Here is a 16422-nt window from a genome sequence, read left to right on the forward strand (position 1 = left end):
CTTCGACTCTAGGTTTCAACACACTCTTCACGAGACGCGCCGATGTCCGTCAAGACACGCCTGATGCTCTGCATTCTCGTTCTGCCGCTGATCCTGCTGGGGCTGCTCATCGTCGCCGTCACCGAACTGGAGCATCGGCATCATCAACAGCAACTCGCCCAGCGCCTGAGCCAGGTCGCCGGCATGCTGGCCCCCGAGCTCGACGCAGCATTGGCCGAGGAGCGACAGCACGCCCTGTCGCCCCTTGCCACCCGGCTGCTCGACCTCGACGAGGTACGGGCCCTGGCCATACGTGACGCCGAAGGCAAGGCCCTTCTGGAGCTGGGCCGGCTGCGCAACATGCCCGACGGCCTGCTCGCCAGGGAGGATGCGCTGGTCAAGGACGGCGCCCAGTGGCGACTTCGTCTGCCATTGTCGGCCGCCAACGCCCGTCTGCTCCTCGATATCGATGCCTCGGCACTGCCACTGGCCTATTATCGCCAGTTGGCCAGTGGCGGCCTGCTGCTGCTGCTCGTCGGACTGCTGTTGTTCCTGGTCGCCTACTCGACGGCCCGCCGACTCAGCCAGCCCCTCGAGGAGGCCAGCGAGAGCCTGGCACGCCTGGCCGCCGGCATGACTCCCGAGCCACTGCCAATGCCTGTCGAGGCCGAATTCGTCCAGCTCGTGCAGCGTCTCAACACCCTGCGGGATCACCTGGCCAATGCCCACGACGACCTGCAGACCCAGGTCGAACAGGCGACCCAGGAACTGCAGGAGTCCATGGAAACCATCGAGGTCCAGAACATCGAGCTCGACCTGGCCCACCGTCGAGCCCTGGACGCCAACCGTGCCAAATCGGAATTCCTGGCCAACATGAGCCACGAGATCCGCACGCCCCTCAACGGCATCATCGGCTTCTGTCGGCTGCTGCACCGCTCGGAGCTGAACGCACGACAGCGCGAATGGCTGGATCACGTTCGACGCGCCTGCGACAACCTGCTGATGCTGGTCAACGATGTTCTCGACTTTTCCAAGATCGAGGCCGGTCGTCTGGAACTGGAACACCGCCCGCTGGACATGGTCGCCCTGGTCGATGAAGTGCTGGGCCTCCAGGCCCCCCAGGCGCAGCAAAAGAACCTGCAGCTGCTCGGCCTGGTGTATGACGACGTCCCCGGGGAGCTGTTCGGCGATCCACTGCGCATCCGGCAAGTGCTGACCAACCTGGTTCACAATGCCGTCAAGTTCACCGACCGGGGCGAGGTCATCGTGCGCGTCTCGGTGGAAGACACCAGCCACAACCAGACCACGCTGAATGTCTCGGTCAGCGACACCGGCATCGGCCTGTCGCAGGCCTGCCAGCGGCAACTCTTCGACGCCTTCCGTCAGGGCGAGACCAGCCACCAGCGCCAGTTCGGCGGTACCGGCCTGGGGCTGGCCATCTGCCGCCAGCTCGTCGAACAGATGGGCGGCGAGATCAGCGTCGACAGCGAGTCCGGCCAGGGATCGACCTTTTTCTTCACGCTACCCCTGGATGCCCATGACACCAGCGAGCGTCCCAGCGAAATGGACCTGGCCGGTGCTCGCGTGGCGATCGCCGAATCCCACTCCCTGACCCGGCGCACCCTGCACCACCTCGTATCGCGCTGGGGAGGCCGCCCCCTCGGACTCGACGCTGCCGAAACCGACGGTGCCGAGCTCGCCCTGATCGGCCTGACCGGCGAGGACTTGAACGGCGACGCCCTGGCCGGCTGGCGGGAGCGACTGTCGCGGCTCGACTGCCCCGCCCTGTTGATGGTCAATGCCAGCCCCTCCGATCTGCCCGACGACCCGCCATTGCCTCATGGCGGCGAGCTTTTGAGCAAACCGCTGTCGCGCCACGCCCTGACCGAGGCGATTCGTCGTACCCGGCAAGCGACGCTGCCCGCTCTCCCGGAAGTGGCGGCGGATACCGCGACGCCTCCCGAGGATGCCTCACGCCCCTGGCATATCCTCTGCGTGGACGATACCGAGTCCAACCGGCTGCTGCTCAAGGAGTTGATCCTGGGCGCCGGCAGCGGGGTCGAGGTCAGCCTGGCGGCCAGCGGCGAGGAAGCCCTTGCCCTGGCCCGACACACCACCTTCGATCTGGTCCTGATGGACATTCGCATGCAAGGCATGGACGGCGTGGAGACCACCCGCGAGCTGCGCCGCCTGGGCGGTCACTGGCGACGCCTGCCGATCATTGCCGTCACGGCTCACGTTCAGGACAATCAGCGCCGCGACCTGCTGGACAACGGCCTGGACGGCATGCTGGAAAAGCCGATCGATACCGCCCAGCTATCCCAATTGATGCAGCATCATCTCGGCATCGGCGTCGACAGCGACGTGGCCGAACCCACGGCATCACCCCGCGCGATCCGCGAGGAAGACGCGGAACTGGCCGAAGTCGACCTGGCACTCGGCACGCGCCTCGCGGGAGGGCGCGAAGCACTGGCCCACCAACTGCTCGATCAATTGATCGCCTCGCTCGACGAAACCGAGGCGAATATCCGCGACGCCACTGCAAGGGGCGACGACGAAGCGCTGCTCAACACCATCCACGCCCTCAACGGCGCCTGCCGCTACTGCGGCGTGCCGCGCCTGGCCCTGCTGGTGGAAACGCTCGAAACCCGACTGCGCTCACGCGGCGGCGAAGCCGTGGAGCCCCTGCTGCCGGATCTCTACGCCGCCATGGAAGGCCTGCGCGCCCGGGGCACCTATCACGCTTCCAGTACCACGAAGGCCACGGCAAACGCGACCTCGTCCGACAAGGACACATGAAGCCCCCGCACCCCCGAGGCCGTGGCCAGTTCCTCGGCCCGGCCCGACAGCTTCAGGACGGGACGCCCCGATGCATCATTGATCACCTGGATTTCGGTCCAGCGCATGCCGTGGCGCAGGCCGGTGCCCAATGCCTTGACGAAGGCTTCCTTGGCGGCGAAGCGTTTGGCCACATAGTCCGCCGACAGCCCACGGTCGCGAAATACCGCACGCTCGTCCTCGCCCAGCAGCCGTGTGACGAAACGTTCGCCATGACGCTCGATGGCGCGCTCGAAGCGCGCCACCCTGGCAATATCGGTCCCGATTCCGATGATCATGCGCCGTCGTCAGCCGTATCGTCATGCCCATGTTCGTGGTCATGTTCGTGGTCATGGTCGTGCTCGTCGAGCGCGGCCAGCAGTCCCGCCTCCTGACCGGCGATCGCCAGCCGCTTCATCTCGGCCACCGCCTCCTTGAGACCGACGAAAAGCGCCCGGGCGATCAAGGCGTGACCGATATTGAGCTCGTGAATACCCGGAATCGCCGCGATGGCTTCAACGTTGTGATAATTCAGGCCATGGCCGGCATTGACGATCAGACCCAGCTCGGCGGCCATTTCGGCGGCGGCCACCAGCCGGGCATGCTCCTGACGGGCCGCCTCGCCGCTCGCCTCGGCATAGGCGCCGGTATGCAGCTCGATCGTCGGTGCGCCGGCCTTGGCAGCCGCCTCGACCTGCTCCGGCGTCGGATCGATGAACAGCGAGACCTCACAGCCGACCGCCGCCAGCCGGCGACAGGCATCGCTCACGCCGTCCAGGCCGCCGGCCACGTCGAGGCCGCCTTCGGTGGTCAACTCCTCGCGCTTCTCGGGCACCAGGCAGACATGGGCCGGACGTACTTCCTCGGCAAACGCCACCATCGCCTCGGTGACGGCCATCTCCAGATTCATGCGCGTGTTGAGTACCTCGGCCAGCAGCCGCACGTCGCGCTCCTGGATATGCCGACGATCCTCGCGCAGATGAACGGTGATGCCATCGGCACCGGCTTCCTCGGCCAGCAAGGCCGCCTGGACAGGGTCGGGATAACGCGTGCCACGCGCCTGGCGCAGAGTGGCGACATGGTCGATGTTGACACCGAGCAGGATGCGGGGAGGATGCATGAAACTCTCCTTGTAGACGGAAAAAGCAGGCCGGAAGATAGAAGATAGAAGATGAGAACAAGGATATGGCGAAGCCACGCCTCATGTCTCGCGGCGAAGCCGGGAGGTGGCGAGTTGGCGCATCAGTTCACGCGAGCGCAGCGGTCGACTGCCCAGCAGAGGTGCCAGGGCCGCCCGCATCACCGCCTTGGCCGGTCCAGCGAGACCAGCGGCGTTCCAGTCGCCCGTCGCGAGCAGCTTGAGGGTGCGCCCGTCGATTCCGCGTTCGCCGGGGACGAAGGCCCGCGAGGCGGCATCGAAGACGTAGCGCGTCTGCGACTCCAGCGCCTGGCCATCGGGGCCGCCGAAGCGAGGTTCGGCATCCAGCGCCTCGAGCAGGGACAGCTCGAGACGCCGCAGCGCCACCGCCCGGCCACTTGGCTGGGGCAGCGCATCGAGAGCGGCGGCATAGAAGGCGAAGACATCGTCGACCGGCATCTCGACCGGCAGCAACCGCGCCAGCAGCTCGTTGGCATATAGCCCGCACAGCAGCCCCTCGCCCACCAGCATGGCGGCCGAGCCACGACTCTCCATCAGCCCCAGGCGCTTGAGGTCGCCGCTGCCGCTCCAGGTGACATGCAAGGGGGCGAACGGCTGAAGCACGGCACGCAGTCGGCTTCCCGGCCGCTGCACGCCGCGCGCCACGGCCCGTACGCGCCCATGATGGAAGGTCAGCAATTCCACCAGGGCGCTGGTCTCGCGGTAAGGGCGTTTATGCAGCAGATAAGCCGGTTCAGGAGTCATGGGACGCCGTTGTGAAGACGAGCTGCGAGAAACGGGATTCGCAGAGCCCCGAAAGCCACTTTCGAGTCCTGAAGCCCGAAATCAATCTAGATCATAGCCGAGGCTCTTCAAGGCCCGGTCGTCGTCGGACCAGCCCCGCTTGACCTTGACCCAGAGATTGAGCATGACCTTGGTACCGACGATCCGTTCCAGCTCGAGCCGGGCGTCGCGACCGATCTTCTTGATCCGCTCGCCACGATCGCCGATCAGGATCTTCTTCTGTCCTTGACGCTCCACCATGATCAGCGCACTGATGTGCGTGACCTTGCCCTCTTCCCGGAACTCCTCGATCTCGACGGTCATCTGGTAGGGAAGCTCATCACCGAGCTGACGCATGATCTTCTCGCGCACCAGTTCGGCGGCCAGGAAGCGCAGGCTGCGATCGGTCACCTGGTCGTCGGGGAAATAGTGCACGCTTTCAGGCAGATACTTGGCCACTTCGGCCTCGAGCTCGGCCACATTGGTACCGTGCTTGGCGGCGATGGGCACGATGGCGGCGAACTCGCGGCGTCCACGCACCTCATCCAGCCAGGGCAGCAGGGTCGACTTGTCGTTGAGCCGGTCGACCTTGTTCACTGCCAGGATCACCGGCGCCTCGACCGTGGCCAGCCGCTCCAGGACGACCTGATCCTCGGCGGTCCAGCGGGTGCGATCGATGATGAAGATCACGCAGTCCACATCCCGCAGAGCCTGGGTGGCGGCCTGGTTCATGAAACGGTTGATCGCCTTGTTGCGATCCTTCTCGAGCAGGTGAATGCCCGGCGTGTCGACATAGATGAACTGGGCGTCACCCTCGGTCTTGATGCCCATCACCTGGTGGCGGGTCGTCTGCGGACGCCGCGAGGTGATCGAGATCTTCTGGCCGAGAATATGATTCATCAGTGTCGACTTGCCGACATTGGGGCGCCCGACGATCGCCACGAAACCACAGGTCTGGGTCATGCTCGCGGTCCCCCTTTCTCGAGTTGCGACAAGGCTTGTTCGGCGGCCTGCTGCTCGGCATGGCGTCGGCTGGAGCCGATGCCCAGGGTGTGCTCGTCGAGCATCTCCACATGGCATTCGACCGTGAAGGTCTGGGCATGGGCCTCGCCTTCCACCGATATCACCTCATAGCGCGGCAATGCGACCTGCCGGGACTGCAGGAACTCCTGCAGGCGGGTCTTGGGATCCTTCTGGGTATCCTGGAGGTTGATGGTTTCCAGGCGCTCGGCGAACCAGGACAACACCCGGGTCCGGGCGGTATCCATGCCGGCATCCAGATAGATGGCGCCGATCACCGCTTCCACGGCATCGGCCAGTATCGAGTCACGGCGATGACCGCCGCTTTTCATTTCACCCGACCCCAGGCGAAGGCATTCGCCGAACGACATTTCCCGGGCCAGCTCGGCCAGGGTCTGCCCCTTGACCAGGCGGGCGCGCAGGCGCGAGAGCTGCCCTTCACGCGCCTGGGGGAAACGCTGGAAGAGATCTTCGGCGATGACGAAGTTGACGATGGAGTCGCCGAGAAACTCCAGGCGTTCATTGTTGCGGCCGCCATAACTGCGATGGGTCATGGCCAGTTCCAGCAGTTCTGGCTGGGCAAAACGATGCCCTATACGGCGGCTGAAAATATCGAGGGAATTACTCACGAAGCTCCTGCTATGTCATGACAGCGATGCCGATCCTGGCATCTCAGTGGATACCACGCACGTCAGTGAAACTCGGCAGACCACCATCCCAGTGCATCCACACGGCAAAGGCCTTGCCCACGACGTTGGCTTCGGGGACAAACCCCCAGTAGCGGCTGTCGTTGGAGTGGTCGCGGTTGTCTCCCATGGCAAAATAGTGATCCTCCGGCACCACGATTTCACGTACCTGCGGCCCCGGGTCACGAGGATTATTGTAGATATCGTGGGTCACCTCGCCCAGTTGCTCTTCCATCAACAACTCATCGGGTTCCTCTTTCGGCCCCGCTTCGAGCAACTGTTTGGGCACCGGTTCGCCATTGACGTAAAGCTGCTTGTCCTCATAGCGAATATGATCGCCCGGCAGGCCGATCACGCGCTTGATGAAGTTCACCGAAGGGTCCTCGGGAAAGCGAAATACCATGACATCGCCACGCTCGGGCTCGCCTAGCTCGACGACCTTGGTATTGATGACCGGCAGCCTCAGCCCATAGGCGAACTTGTTGACGAGGATGAAATCCCCCACTTCCAGCGTCGGACGCATCGATCCAGAGGGAATCTGGAACGGCTCGACCAGGAAGCTGCGCAGCAGCAGGACCACCAGCAGCACGGGAAAGAACGAGCGAGCGTAATCCACCGGCCAGGGGTCCTTGAGTGCCTTCTCGCGCGCTGCGGGGTCGATGCCCTCGGTGGTGCCGGCCTCTACGTCGGCGGTCAGGCGCGCGCGGCGCGCCGGACGCCACCAGACCAGGTCGAGCAACCAGATCAGCCCGGTGACCGCCACCGCCACTACCAGCAGAAGTGCAAAATCCATTGTCTCGGTCCTTCCCTAGTCATTCACCTTGAGCACGGCAAGGAAGGCATCCTGGGGAATTTCCACCCGGCCGACCTGCTTCATGCGTTTCTTGCCCGCCTTCTGCTTCTCGAGCAGCTTCTTCTTGCGGGTCGTATCGCCGCCATAACACTTGGCGGTCACGTTCTTGCGCAACGCCTTGACGGTGGAACGCGCCACGACCTGGCCACCGATCGCCGCCTGGATGGCGACATCGAACATCTGCCGAGGAATCAGTTCCTTCATCTTCTCGACCAGCGCCCGACCCCGGGAGTGGGCATGGTCGCGATGGATGATCACCGCCAGGGCATCGACGCGGTCACCATTGATCAGCACGTCGAGACGCGACAGATTGGCAGCCTCGAAACGCTCGAAATTGTACTCGAGCGAGGCATAGCCCTTGGAGATGGACTTCAGGCGGTCGAAGAAGTCCATGACCACCTCGGACATGGGCAACTCATAGGTCAACTGAATCTGGCTGCCCAGGAACAGCATGTCCAGTTGGGTGCCGCGCCGTTGCTCGCACTCGGCGATGACATTGCCGACGAAGTCCTGCGGCACCAGGATGCTGGCACGCACGACGGGCTCGCGCATCTCCTCCACGTCGGCCATGTCGGGCAACTTCGAAGGATTGGAGACATAGCGGATCTCGCCATTCTTCATGACGAGCTCATAGACCACCGTCGGCGCCGTGGTCAGCAGATCCAGGTCATACTCACGCTCGAGGCGCTCCTGGACGATCTCCATGTGCAGCGTACCGAGGAAGCCGACCCGGAAGCCGAAGCCCATGGCATCGGAGTTTTCCGGTTCGTAATCCAGGGAGGCATCGTTGAGGGCCAGCTTCTCCAGGGCGTCGCGGAAGTCCTCGTAGTCATCGGAACTGACCGGGAACATGCCGGCATAGACCTGGGGCTTGACCTTCTGGAAGCCCGGCAGCCGCGGCACGTCGGGCGTCTTGGCATGAGTGATGGTATCGCCCACCGGGGCACCCTGAATGTCCTTGATGCCGGCGACCACGAAGCCCACCTCGCCGGCACGCAAGACATCGGTCTGGCGGCGCTGCGGCGTGAAGATCCCCACTTCGGTGGCCTGCCAATCACGGCCGGTCGAGCTGATGCGGATCTTGTCGCTCTTCTTCAAGGTGCCATCAAAGATGCGCACCAGCGACACCACGCCGAGGTAATTGTCGAACCAGGAGTCGATGATCAATGCCTGCAGGGGCTTCTCGGGGTCGCCCTTGGGCGGCGGAATATCGCGCACCAGGCGCTCCAGCAGCTCATCGATGCCCAGGCCGCTCTTGGCGGACACCTGGCAGGCATCGGTGGCATCCAACCCGATGATTTCCTCGATCTCTTCGCCCACCTTGGCCGGATCAGCCTGGGGAAGATCCATCTTGTTGAGCACCGGCAGAACCTCGAGCCCCTGCTCGATGGCCGTGTAGCAGTTGGCCACCGACTGGGCCTCGACGCCCTGGGCAGCATCCACCACCAGCAGTGCCCCTTCGCAGGCATACAGCGAACGCGACACTTCATAGGAGAAATCGACGTGCCCCGGCGTGTCGATGAAGTTGAGCTGATAGACGTTGCCGTCCTGAGCGTGATAATCAAGCGTCACCGACTGGGCCTTGATGGTGATGCCCCGCTCACGCTCGAGATCCATCGAATCGAGCACCTGCTCCTTGAGTTCACGCTCGGTGAGCCCGCCGCAGGTCTGAATCAGGCGATCGGCCAGGGTCGACTTGCCGTGGTCGATGTGCGCGATGATCGAAAAATTCCGTATTCCGTTGATTATCTTGCGATTATCAGTATCTGTCATTCAATAAGGTCCGCTTCGTGTACGCGCTTCGTAAAGGCTTGGCCATGGCCACCGATCGAACGGGCGCGACGAGAAAGATGCGCGCATTGTAGCGTGAGGGAGGCAGGATGTCGCCAACCCCTACCCTGGGCAGGCAACTCTCAGCCCATGAGGGCCTGCATCCAGAAAATGGCCTGGATCGAGTGCCATTGATGGAATGGGTTATTCGCCTGCTGCATCGCAAAATGCCAGCGTCAAACGGAACGCGACAGCGCTATACAATGAGCCCGTCCAGTGGTCGAGCATCACGGCTATCGGGAAAGACCCGGGCATCCAGTGCCTGGACATCGATATGCAGATGATCTCGCAGCACCCCCTTCAACACGCTGCGCATATCCTGGGCAGCGATCAAATCGCGGTTATCCCGTAACCTCGACAATCCGGGCCAGTCGCCATGCACCTTTCCTCCCTTCACGGCCCCACCCGCCAGCAGGACGCTGCTGGCCGTGCCGTGGTCGGTACCTCGCGTACCATTGATACCCACCGTTCGACCGAACTCGGTGACGACGACGACGGCCGTATGACGCCAATCATCTCCCAGGGTGGCCTGCAGTCGTTTCATACCGGCATCCAGCCCTTTCAACTTTCGCTTCAGCACCGCATTCTGGCGCGCATGGGTATCCCAGCCTCCGTCCTGCACCATGGCAATTCGTGGCGCATTCTCCGCCGACAGAAAACGCCCGGCAGACTGCATGACGCCTGCCAGTTGTCCTCCACCACCGCGACCATCAGGCACTATCTGTTGCGAGAGCAGGGCCTGGGCAAAGGGTTCGGACAATCTGGCATCCTCGGCATAGAGATCGGCAACGCGCTTGGCAAGGTCCTCGGGGCCATGCTTGCCCGGCGTGGGCGACCACGTCATGAAAGGTGCGTCGCCTCGCACCAGCAGCGGCCTTGCTGAAGAGATGCTCAACCCTTTCTGCCCCTGCAATTCTCCCACGGTACGGTTGAGCCAACCCGTACGGCTGCCATCCGGCGAATCGCTGCCATTCTCCAGGCAGTCCTGCGCGTCGAAATGCGAGCGCCCCGTGTAGGGCAAGCCGCAGGCATGCACCACGGCGAACTCCTGGCGCCGAAAGAGTTGATGACAGAACCCCAGGGAAGGATGCAAGGCAAAGGTGTCGTCCAGCCTGTACATGGCTTCTTGCCCCTGCCCCGGAAATGCCAGCTCGCCCCGCAGCTCCTCGAAGCGTGGCTCGCCATAGCTGGGCACCGCGGCCAGTCCATCCATAGCGCCGCGCAGCAGAACGACCAGCAGACGTTGTGGCTGCCTGGCGCCGTCGGCGAGCGTCGTCACACCGGGCCAGAGCAACAGGCTGCACCCGCCGGCCAGACGAGCAAGGAATTGACGTCGATTCAACATGGGCAATTCTCCATGTGGCGCTGAAGAAGCGCTGTTCAGCGCCACTGAAACTCCGGGCTCGCCAGCACAATCGCGGCCCCCTGACGACGACCTGACTGGCTGATGGCGACTGCCGTCGCTTCCTGCAATGTCAGGCCAAGACTGTCCTGCGCAAGCTCCATGGGATCACGCGCCCGAGGCAGATGCTCGGCATATCGCTGAGCGAGCAACATACGTTTCCATAACGCATCGGCACCGATCCAGTCATCGGCAGAGTCCCCCCAGCCTGCAGGCGAGCCGGGGCGAAAGGCCTGCTGGCCCAGCAACCGCAACTCGCGCTTCCAGTGGGGGCCTTGCGAGGCAGGCAACTGTCCCAGGGCACGATGCAACGCGATCAGATATTCGTCGGGACGCCGAAACTTTCGGGGGCTCTCCTGCCATGCCAGTTCATGCGTGAACAGGGCCCGATACACTGGCAGAAGTCGTCCTTCGTGACGGCGGTATGTCTTCGCCAAGTGTTCCACCAGCTCGCTCGGAGGATCATCGGCAACATAATGTCGAGCAAGCGCTGTGGCCATGTGGGCTGCTGTCGCCGACCGATCGGCCAGATAACGCAGCATTGTGCGCCCCTGGGCGGCATAGCGCTGGCTGAATGTCTGACCCAGCAGCTTTCGGCTACCCGGCTCATGAGCGCGACGCTGAAATACACTGCCATAGGGTGCCAGTGTCCGCCCCTTGCTGCTGTCAGGGACCTGCAAGCGAGTGCGCCACCCCGTCAATGCGCGCGCCAGCTCCAGGACATCCTGCTGGCTATACCCGCCATCCACACCGAGACTATGTAGCTCCATGGCCTCGCGCGCGAGATTTTCATTGATGCCGGCCGGCTTGCCACGCCCCTTTGCCGCACGTCGGTTACGCCTCCTGCCCATCCGCGAACCCGGACCGATGGAACTCACGTTATCCAGATACAGCAACATCGCAGGATGCTGCTCGACACTGAGCAGCAGGCTGGCAAAGTCATCATCGATATTCGGACGAATGGCCTCTCGTTCAAATGCACCGGCAAGCAGTCGCACGGTCGGCTTCTCGGCCGAGACAGTGAAGTGGTTGCTCCAGAACATGACCAGCCGTTCATGCACCGGCGAGGCAGTGCCACATTGCTGACGGGCGCGAAGCTGGATTTCGGCCAGAATATCGCCATTGAAACGCCGGCCGAACTTCGGCACGGCTGCTTGTTCACCCTGCCGTCGTGCCTCACGACGCTCGCGGCGGTACTGCTTGAAGCGATCCAGATACTCCCGACTCCCCGGAAGCCCCAGCAATGCCTCATCGGGAGGCGCTGGCTGCTCCAGCTGTGCCAGCACCCACTCCTTGGGATCATGCGCTATCTCCTGCAGCTCTCCCGGCCTGGCCCCAAGCCCGAAGCGGTTAGCAGCTATGATGGCGCGGCCAAGGCCGTTATCCATGCATGATTCCTCCCTTTCGCCTGTCGCATTAGGCCAGTCCTGTATCAAGAGAGTTCACCTCTCGACAACATTTCTCGCTCGATGCCATCGACTCACTGCACGATCGATGCACCCCTGGCCCACCACGCCTGGGACATGGCGATAGAAATGGATGACCACCGATGCGAGGACAGGCAGGAACACCGTGGCGAGTGATGGGTCACAGGGATGGCCGCCCACGCTGGTGGCCACCCCTTACCCGCACATGGAGACGATTGTATGGACACACGCTTCAAGACTCTTGCCCTCGCCGGTCTGTTCGGCCTCATGTCGATCGGACAAGCCCAGGCTTCATCTCTCGACAGCATGAAAGACAAGGCCGGCGACATGCTGTCCGGTGGCGGAAGTGGTGAAGGCACCAGCCTGCTGAGCACACTATCTAGCGGATCCTTCAACCCCGGCAGTCTTACCAACCTGACGGGCGTGATCAGCTACTGCCAGGAGAACGGGTATCTCGGCAGTACCGCCGATGTCGCGAAGAACCAGGTGATGGAGCAGTTGGGCGTCAGCTCCGAGCCCACGGATGACAGCGACTACCAACAAGGTTTGAGCGGCATCCTTCAGGGCGAGGACCAGACATTCAATCTGGCGTCTCTCGGTGATCAGGTCGGCGAAAAAGCCTGTGGCATGGTTGCCGACAAGGCCATGTCGTTCGTCGGAGGCTAACGCTCCGCCACTGCCCCGCCACGGCGGGGCATCCTTGATCGGATCAATAGCAGTCCCCCCTGCCACACGGCCCCTCCCCAGGCGAAGGCACCCGGTACCACAATGCCTCCCGGACTTGTCCTGCCACTTCCTGACTGACATGACAGTAACCGTCTCTCCGACATCAGGAGCGAGCATGCACGCAGGCAAGGACAGCCGTATTTAGCAGGATACCCTGAAAATACAGCGACCCGACGGTCGGGCCGTCGGGTCGCTGTTCAGGGCTCAATGAGAAGAAGGGAAGGCCTCTTCACTTCTGCGCCAGGCGCAGCGCCACATAGTAGGAGTGACCGCTCCGATAGAGGCGCACCGGTACCGCGCGGTCCTCGGGCAGCTCGCCGATCAGTTCGCTGAGCTGCTCGGGGCTCTCCACTGCATGCTCACCGATGCTGACCAGGATATCACCGGCCCGGATGCCTGCCTTGGCGGCGACACCGGTGGGGTCGACCTCGACCACCCGCACACCGTTGTCGATGGCCTGGTCGTGCTGCCCCTCTTCCAGCGGCCTGACCGCAAGCCCCAGGCGCGCAGGCGCAGTATCGCCGGCCGAGCCGCCGGCGCCCTTCTGGGAGTCCGGCCAGTCACCGACGGTGACGGTCACGTTCCGATGCTCCCCGTTGCGCAACACCTTGAGCTCGACATCGTTGCCCGGCGACACCCGACCGATCAGTCGCGGCAAGGCACTGGAACTATCCACTGTCTGGCCATCCACCTCGAGCACGACATCACCAGCCTTCAGGCCATCCCGCGCAGCCGGCCCATCGGGATCGAGATCGGCAATCAGCGCACCCTGAGGCTTATCCATGCCGAAGGAATCGGCCAGTTCGCGGGACACCGGCTGGATCATCACGCCAAGCCAGCCGCGGCTCACCGAGCCGTCGTTGCGCAGTTGATCCGCCACATCCATGGCCACATCGATCGGAATGGCGAAGGACAGCCCCATGTAGCCACCGCTGCGGGTGAAGATCTGCGAGTTGATGCCGATCACCTCGCCATCCAGGTTGAACAGCGGCCCACCGGAGTTGCCCGGGTTGATCGCCACATCCGTCTGGATGAAGGGCACATAGACATCCCGCGGCAGAGTACGATTGATGGCACTGATGATCCCGGAAGTCACCGAATGGTCCAGGCCGAAAGGCGAGCCGATGGCGGCAACCCACTGCCCAACTTTCAGATCCTCGGAGTCACCCAGGGTCAGTGTCGGCAGGTTGTCGGCATCGACCTTGAGCACGGCGACGTCGGTCTTGGTGTCGGCACCGACCAGCTCGGCCTTGAGTTCGCGACCATCGTTGAGGCTCACGAGGATTTCATCGGCTCCCTCGACCACATGGGCATTGGTCATGATGTAGCCGTCCTCGCTGATGATGAAGCCAGAGCCGAGCGAGCGACGTTCCTCACTATGGCCCTGCGCTCCCGGCGGCATCGGCATCTGGTCGCCGAAGCGCTCACCGAAGAAATGCTTGAAGATCTCCGGCAGTTCCTGACCGCCGAACTGGCCAAACGGCATGTTGCGGGTTTCCACCGTACGTGACGTGGAGATATTGACCACCGCCGGAGCCGCTTCCTCCACCAGACTGGTGAAATCCGGCAACTTCTGCGCCATGGCAGACTGACTGGCAAGAATTGCCAGGCTGAGCAACATCCACAGGGCTAGGTGTCGCGTCATGCGTGTCATGAAAGACTCCTGTGACAGGATTGGATTGAGCGAGAATCTCGCATCCCTCTAAACCACAGTGGTGCGAAAAGGTTCAGCGAGCCGAAAGCACTCCCCCTGGCGAACACGACATCACGGCCATCCGCCCGCCCCGCCAGGCCGGCGGGCGTCGCTATCGGCCATGCACGACAGGTTCATGGGGGAGAAGCGCTATCCAGGGAAGAAGCAGCGGCACTGCGCTCGCCGCGCCATTCGACGGACTTGGCCACCCGCTGCAGTACCGATGGCGGCAGTTCGCCCATGACCACGACCTGGCGCGGGCGTCCACCGAGTTCTCGATGCTGAACGGCGGCATGGGACACTCCCAGGCGATGCACGCCCGGCTTGAGCAGTTGTTGCCCGGAAACGGGCTCGACGAACAGGCTGAGGGTGGCAAGCCCATCGCCGTATACCCGTTGCTCGACATTGGCGTGCGAAACCTCGGACGCCGCGACGATCTGCGGCTCGAAGCCGGCGGGCAACCAGCCGGGGCGCCAGGAATGCTCGACCTGATCGGCCTGTCCTGATTCGCCTTCGATCTTGCCTTGATACAGTTGGGGATCTTGCAGCTCGGTGATCTGAAAGGTCTCGATGGCGCGGCCATCCTCATCGAGCAGCACCTGCTTGAGCGGCAGGGCCGTGGACGCATCCAGCCACAAGCGACGCCCGTAGCGCTGATCGTCCAGGGGTTCGATCTCGAGGCGAACAGCACGGCGACTGGCGATCCGCGACTCCCCAGCCAGGCGCAGGCGATAGAACTCCTCGAGGTGGCGGGCACTGGATTCGAGACGCACCGCCCCCTTCGCGCCGCTGAGACGACCGGCCCCGCCGCGTCGCTCGTGGACCGCCGGCGGGCCATCCAGGAAGCGGGCCACCTCACGCTCGACACCTTTCGAGATGTCATGGGACAACGCCAGTGTACGGACACCGTCGACACCGATACGCACCGCACGAGCCTGGAAGATATAACAATGGCCGGCCCAGCGACTGCGCACGAACCAGGCATCGGCCGACGACGGCGCATCACGTTCGGCAAGTGAGGCACAATCGAAAGGCTCGCTGCCGGGCGCAGGTGACGCGTCCTCTTGAGCCAGCGCCGGCAAGGCGACGCAACCGGCCAGCAGGAAACAGGAGGTCCAACCCGGCCGCACCCGGTCCGACTGTTTTCGCCAACGCCACATCAGCGCTGTCCCAGCGGCTCGCTTCCGGTGGAGCGCAGCAGTGGCATCCAGACATCGGCGCCACTGGCGGCAGCGCCTTCGGCATGCCGATCCAGGTAGGACTGCAACAAGCGGGCCTGCTGCTGATCCATGCGCACCGACTGACGCTGGCTCGGCGACATCATCATCGGATAGGCGTCGGCGCCCACCGTCATCAAGCCGCGGTTATTGCCCGACGACGACTGGAACATCGGCAAGTCGGCCAGCGACGGGCCCTGGCTCGCCCGCATCGCGCCACTGTTGACGGACGCGGTCGGGGTGGACGCGACAGTGGTCGCCGAAGCTCCCCCGGAACCGGAGACACCGACGGAAGTGGGCACACCGGATGAAGAAGCCAGCGATGTCGTCTCGTCACCATCGAGCGGGGAGGCACCGTTATAGAACTGCACGCCGGTGATGACCATCAGCGATACCGCCGCCGCGACACCGGCACTGCGCGCCAGAGGCAGGGACCGTCGCCCCTGGGACGCCGGCTCGGCGACCGGCAACGGCTCCTCCTGCAAACGTGCCATCACGCCCACCGAAAGATCGGTGCTCGCATCGATGTCACTCTCGCGACGCAGCATGCTGCGCATCAGGTGATAGCGGCGCCAGGTGTCCGCCGCATCGGGTTCATCGTCCAACGACTTCAATACACGACGCAACTCGAGCTCATCGCCCTCGTTGTCCATCAGTGCAGAAAGCGATTCCCGTGCGTTCTGACTCATCTCTTCACACCCTCACACTCATCAAGGCTGGCCCGCCTTGCATCCATTGGAAGCCCGGTAGTCCGGCATCGAAGCTGTCATGCCGGTCGCGCCGGGGAGCCACTGCCCCACCGCATGCAAGCCGGTCACCGCATATGACGTCACAACGGCGTGACAGTTCAG

Annotated in this window: 14 protein-coding genes; 2 read left to right on the top strand and 12 right to left on the bottom strand. The window is 63.5% G+C overall.

The features are described from left to right. Positions 1 to 42 precede the first annotated feature (42 nt). Positions 43 to 2778 carry a hybrid sensor histidine kinase/response regulator gene (locus HELO_RS11150; protein ID WP_013332771.1) on the top strand — a complete coding sequence of 912 codons (2736 nt, stop codon included), beginning with the start codon at positions 43 to 45 and terminating at the stop codon, positions 2776 to 2778. Here HELO_RS11150 and acpS read toward each other — a convergent pair. The 9 genes from acpS to HELO_RS11195 form a co-directional block, all read right to left on the bottom strand. Continuing rightward, positions 2718 to 3095 carry a holo-ACP synthase gene (gene acpS / locus HELO_RS11155; RefSeq protein ID WP_013332772.1) on the bottom strand — a complete coding sequence of 126 codons (378 nt, stop codon included), beginning with the start codon at positions 3093 to 3095 and terminating at the stop codon, positions 2718 to 2720. The two genes, HELO_RS11150 and acpS, sit on opposite strands and share 61 nt — an antisense overlap. Further along, positions 3092 to 3916: a pyridoxine 5'-phosphate synthase gene (gene pdxJ / locus HELO_RS11160; RefSeq protein WP_013332773.1), complete on the bottom strand. Its 825-nt coding sequence runs from the start codon at positions 3914 to 3916 to the stop codon at positions 3092 to 3094. Before pdxJ ends, acpS begins: the two co-directional genes overlap by 4 nt. Positions 3917 to 3997: 81 nt before the next feature. Beyond that, a complete protein-coding gene (gene recO / locus HELO_RS11165) occupies positions 3998 to 4699 on the bottom strand; it encodes a DNA repair protein RecO (RefSeq protein ID WP_013332774.1) in 702 nt (233 codons plus the stop codon). 81 nt (positions 4700 to 4780) lie between these two features. Beyond that, positions 4781 to 5680: a GTPase Era gene (era, locus tag HELO_RS11170; RefSeq protein ID WP_013332775.1), complete on the bottom strand. Its 900-nt coding sequence runs from the start codon at positions 5678 to 5680 to the stop codon at positions 4781 to 4783. Continuing rightward, positions 5677 to 6366 carry a ribonuclease III gene (rnc, locus tag HELO_RS11175; RefSeq protein ID WP_013332776.1) on the bottom strand — a complete coding sequence of 230 codons (690 nt, stop codon included), beginning with the start codon at positions 6364 to 6366 and terminating at the stop codon, positions 5677 to 5679. Before rnc ends, era begins: the two co-directional genes overlap by 4 nt. Before the next feature lie 43 nt (positions 6367 to 6409). Next, on the bottom strand, positions 6410 to 7216 hold the full coding sequence (gene lepB, locus HELO_RS11180) for a signal peptidase I (protein ID WP_013332777.1): 807 nt from the start codon (positions 7214 to 7216) through the stop codon (positions 6410 to 6412). A gap of 15 nt (positions 7217 to 7231) precedes the next feature. Then, positions 7232 to 9049 carry a translation elongation factor 4 gene (gene lepA / locus HELO_RS11185; RefSeq protein WP_013332778.1) on the bottom strand — a complete coding sequence of 606 codons (1818 nt, stop codon included), beginning with the start codon at positions 9047 to 9049 and terminating at the stop codon, positions 7232 to 7234. A gap of 253 nt (positions 9050 to 9302) precedes the next feature. Then, positions 9303 to 10451 (bottom strand): DUF1501 domain-containing protein, encoded by a 1149-nt coding sequence (locus HELO_RS11190; protein WP_013332779.1) that lies wholly within the window; start codon positions 10449 to 10451, stop codon positions 9303 to 9305. A gap of 35 nt (positions 10452 to 10486) precedes the next feature. After that, positions 10487 to 11896, bottom strand: coding sequence for a DUF1800 domain-containing protein (locus HELO_RS11195; RefSeq protein ID WP_013332780.1), 1410 nt, complete (start codon positions 11894 to 11896; stop codon positions 10487 to 10489). A gap of 258 nt (positions 11897 to 12154) precedes the next feature. On the opposite strand from HELO_RS11195, the gene HELO_RS11200 reads away from it, so the two are divergent. Then, entirely contained in the window at positions 12155 to 12601 is a 447-nt protein-coding gene (locus HELO_RS11200) for a DUF2501 domain-containing protein (RefSeq protein ID WP_013332781.1), read from the top strand. 289 nt (positions 12602 to 12890) lie between these two features. Here HELO_RS11200 and HELO_RS11205 read toward each other — a convergent pair whose 3' ends face one another. From HELO_RS11205 to HELO_RS11215, 3 genes are all read right to left on the bottom strand, one after another. Beyond that, positions 12891 to 14315: a DegQ family serine endoprotease gene (locus HELO_RS11205; protein WP_013332782.1), complete on the bottom strand. Its 1425-nt coding sequence runs from the start codon at positions 14313 to 14315 to the stop codon at positions 12891 to 12893. Between the two features lie 173 nt (positions 14316 to 14488). Next, positions 14489 to 15514, bottom strand: a complete 1026-nt coding sequence (locus HELO_RS11210; RefSeq protein ID WP_013332783.1) for a MucB/RseB C-terminal domain-containing protein — start codon at positions 15512 to 15514, stop codon at positions 14489 to 14491. After that, positions 15514 to 16260: a sigma-E factor negative regulatory protein gene (locus HELO_RS11215; RefSeq protein WP_013332784.1), complete on the bottom strand. Its 747-nt coding sequence runs from the start codon at positions 16258 to 16260 to the stop codon at positions 15514 to 15516. The genes HELO_RS11210 and HELO_RS11215 overlap by 1 nt, the downstream gene beginning before the upstream one ends. Between the last annotated feature and the right edge of the window lie 162 nt (positions 16261 to 16422).

The organism is Halomonas elongata DSM 2581 (genome assembly GCF_000196875.2).
GTDB classification, from domain to species: Bacteria; Pseudomonadota; Gammaproteobacteria; order Pseudomonadales; family Halomonadaceae; genus Halomonas; species Halomonas elongata.

Coding starts and splice junctions, on each gene's coding strand:
- pdxJ (WP_013332773.1), bottom strand. CDS start 3,916: ATGCATCCTCCCCGCATCCTGCTCGGTGTCAACATCGACCATGTCGCC.
- HELO_RS11215 (WP_013332784.1), bottom strand. CDS start 16,260: ATGAGTCAGAACGCACGGGAATCGCTTTCTGCACTGATGGACAACGAG.
- lepB (WP_013332777.1), bottom strand. CDS start 7,216: ATGGATTTTGCACTTCTGCTGGTAGTGGCGGTGGCGGTCACCGGGCTG.
- HELO_RS11190 (WP_013332779.1), bottom strand. CDS start 10,451: ATGTTGAATCGACGTCAATTCCTTGCTCGTCTGGCCGGCGGGTGCAGC.
- HELO_RS11200 (WP_013332781.1), top strand. CDS start 12,155: ATGGACACACGCTTCAAGACTCTTGCCCTCGCCGGTCTGTTCGGCCTC.
- lepA (WP_013332778.1), bottom strand. CDS start 9,049: ATGACAGATACTGATAATCGCAAGATAATCAACGGAATACGGAATTTT.
- recO (WP_013332774.1), bottom strand. CDS start 4,699: ATGACTCCTGAACCGGCTTATCTGCTGCATAAACGCCCTTACCGCGAG.
- HELO_RS11210 (WP_013332783.1), bottom strand. CDS start 15,514: ATGTGGCGTTGGCGAAAACAGTCGGACCGGGTGCGGCCGGGTTGGACC.
- HELO_RS11150 (WP_013332771.1), top strand. CDS start 43: ATGTCCGTCAAGACACGCCTGATGCTCTGCATTCTCGTTCTGCCGCTG.
- HELO_RS11195 (WP_013332780.1), bottom strand. CDS start 11,896: ATGGATAACGGCCTTGGCCGCGCCATCATAGCTGCTAACCGCTTCGGG.
- HELO_RS11205 (WP_013332782.1), bottom strand. CDS start 14,315: ATGACACGCATGACGCGACACCTAGCCCTGTGGATGTTGCTCAGCCTG.
- era (WP_013332775.1), bottom strand. CDS start 5,680: ATGACCCAGACCTGTGGTTTCGTGGCGATCGTCGGGCGCCCCAATGTC.
- acpS (WP_013332772.1), bottom strand. CDS start 3,095: ATGATCATCGGAATCGGGACCGATATTGCCAGGGTGGCGCGCTTCGAG.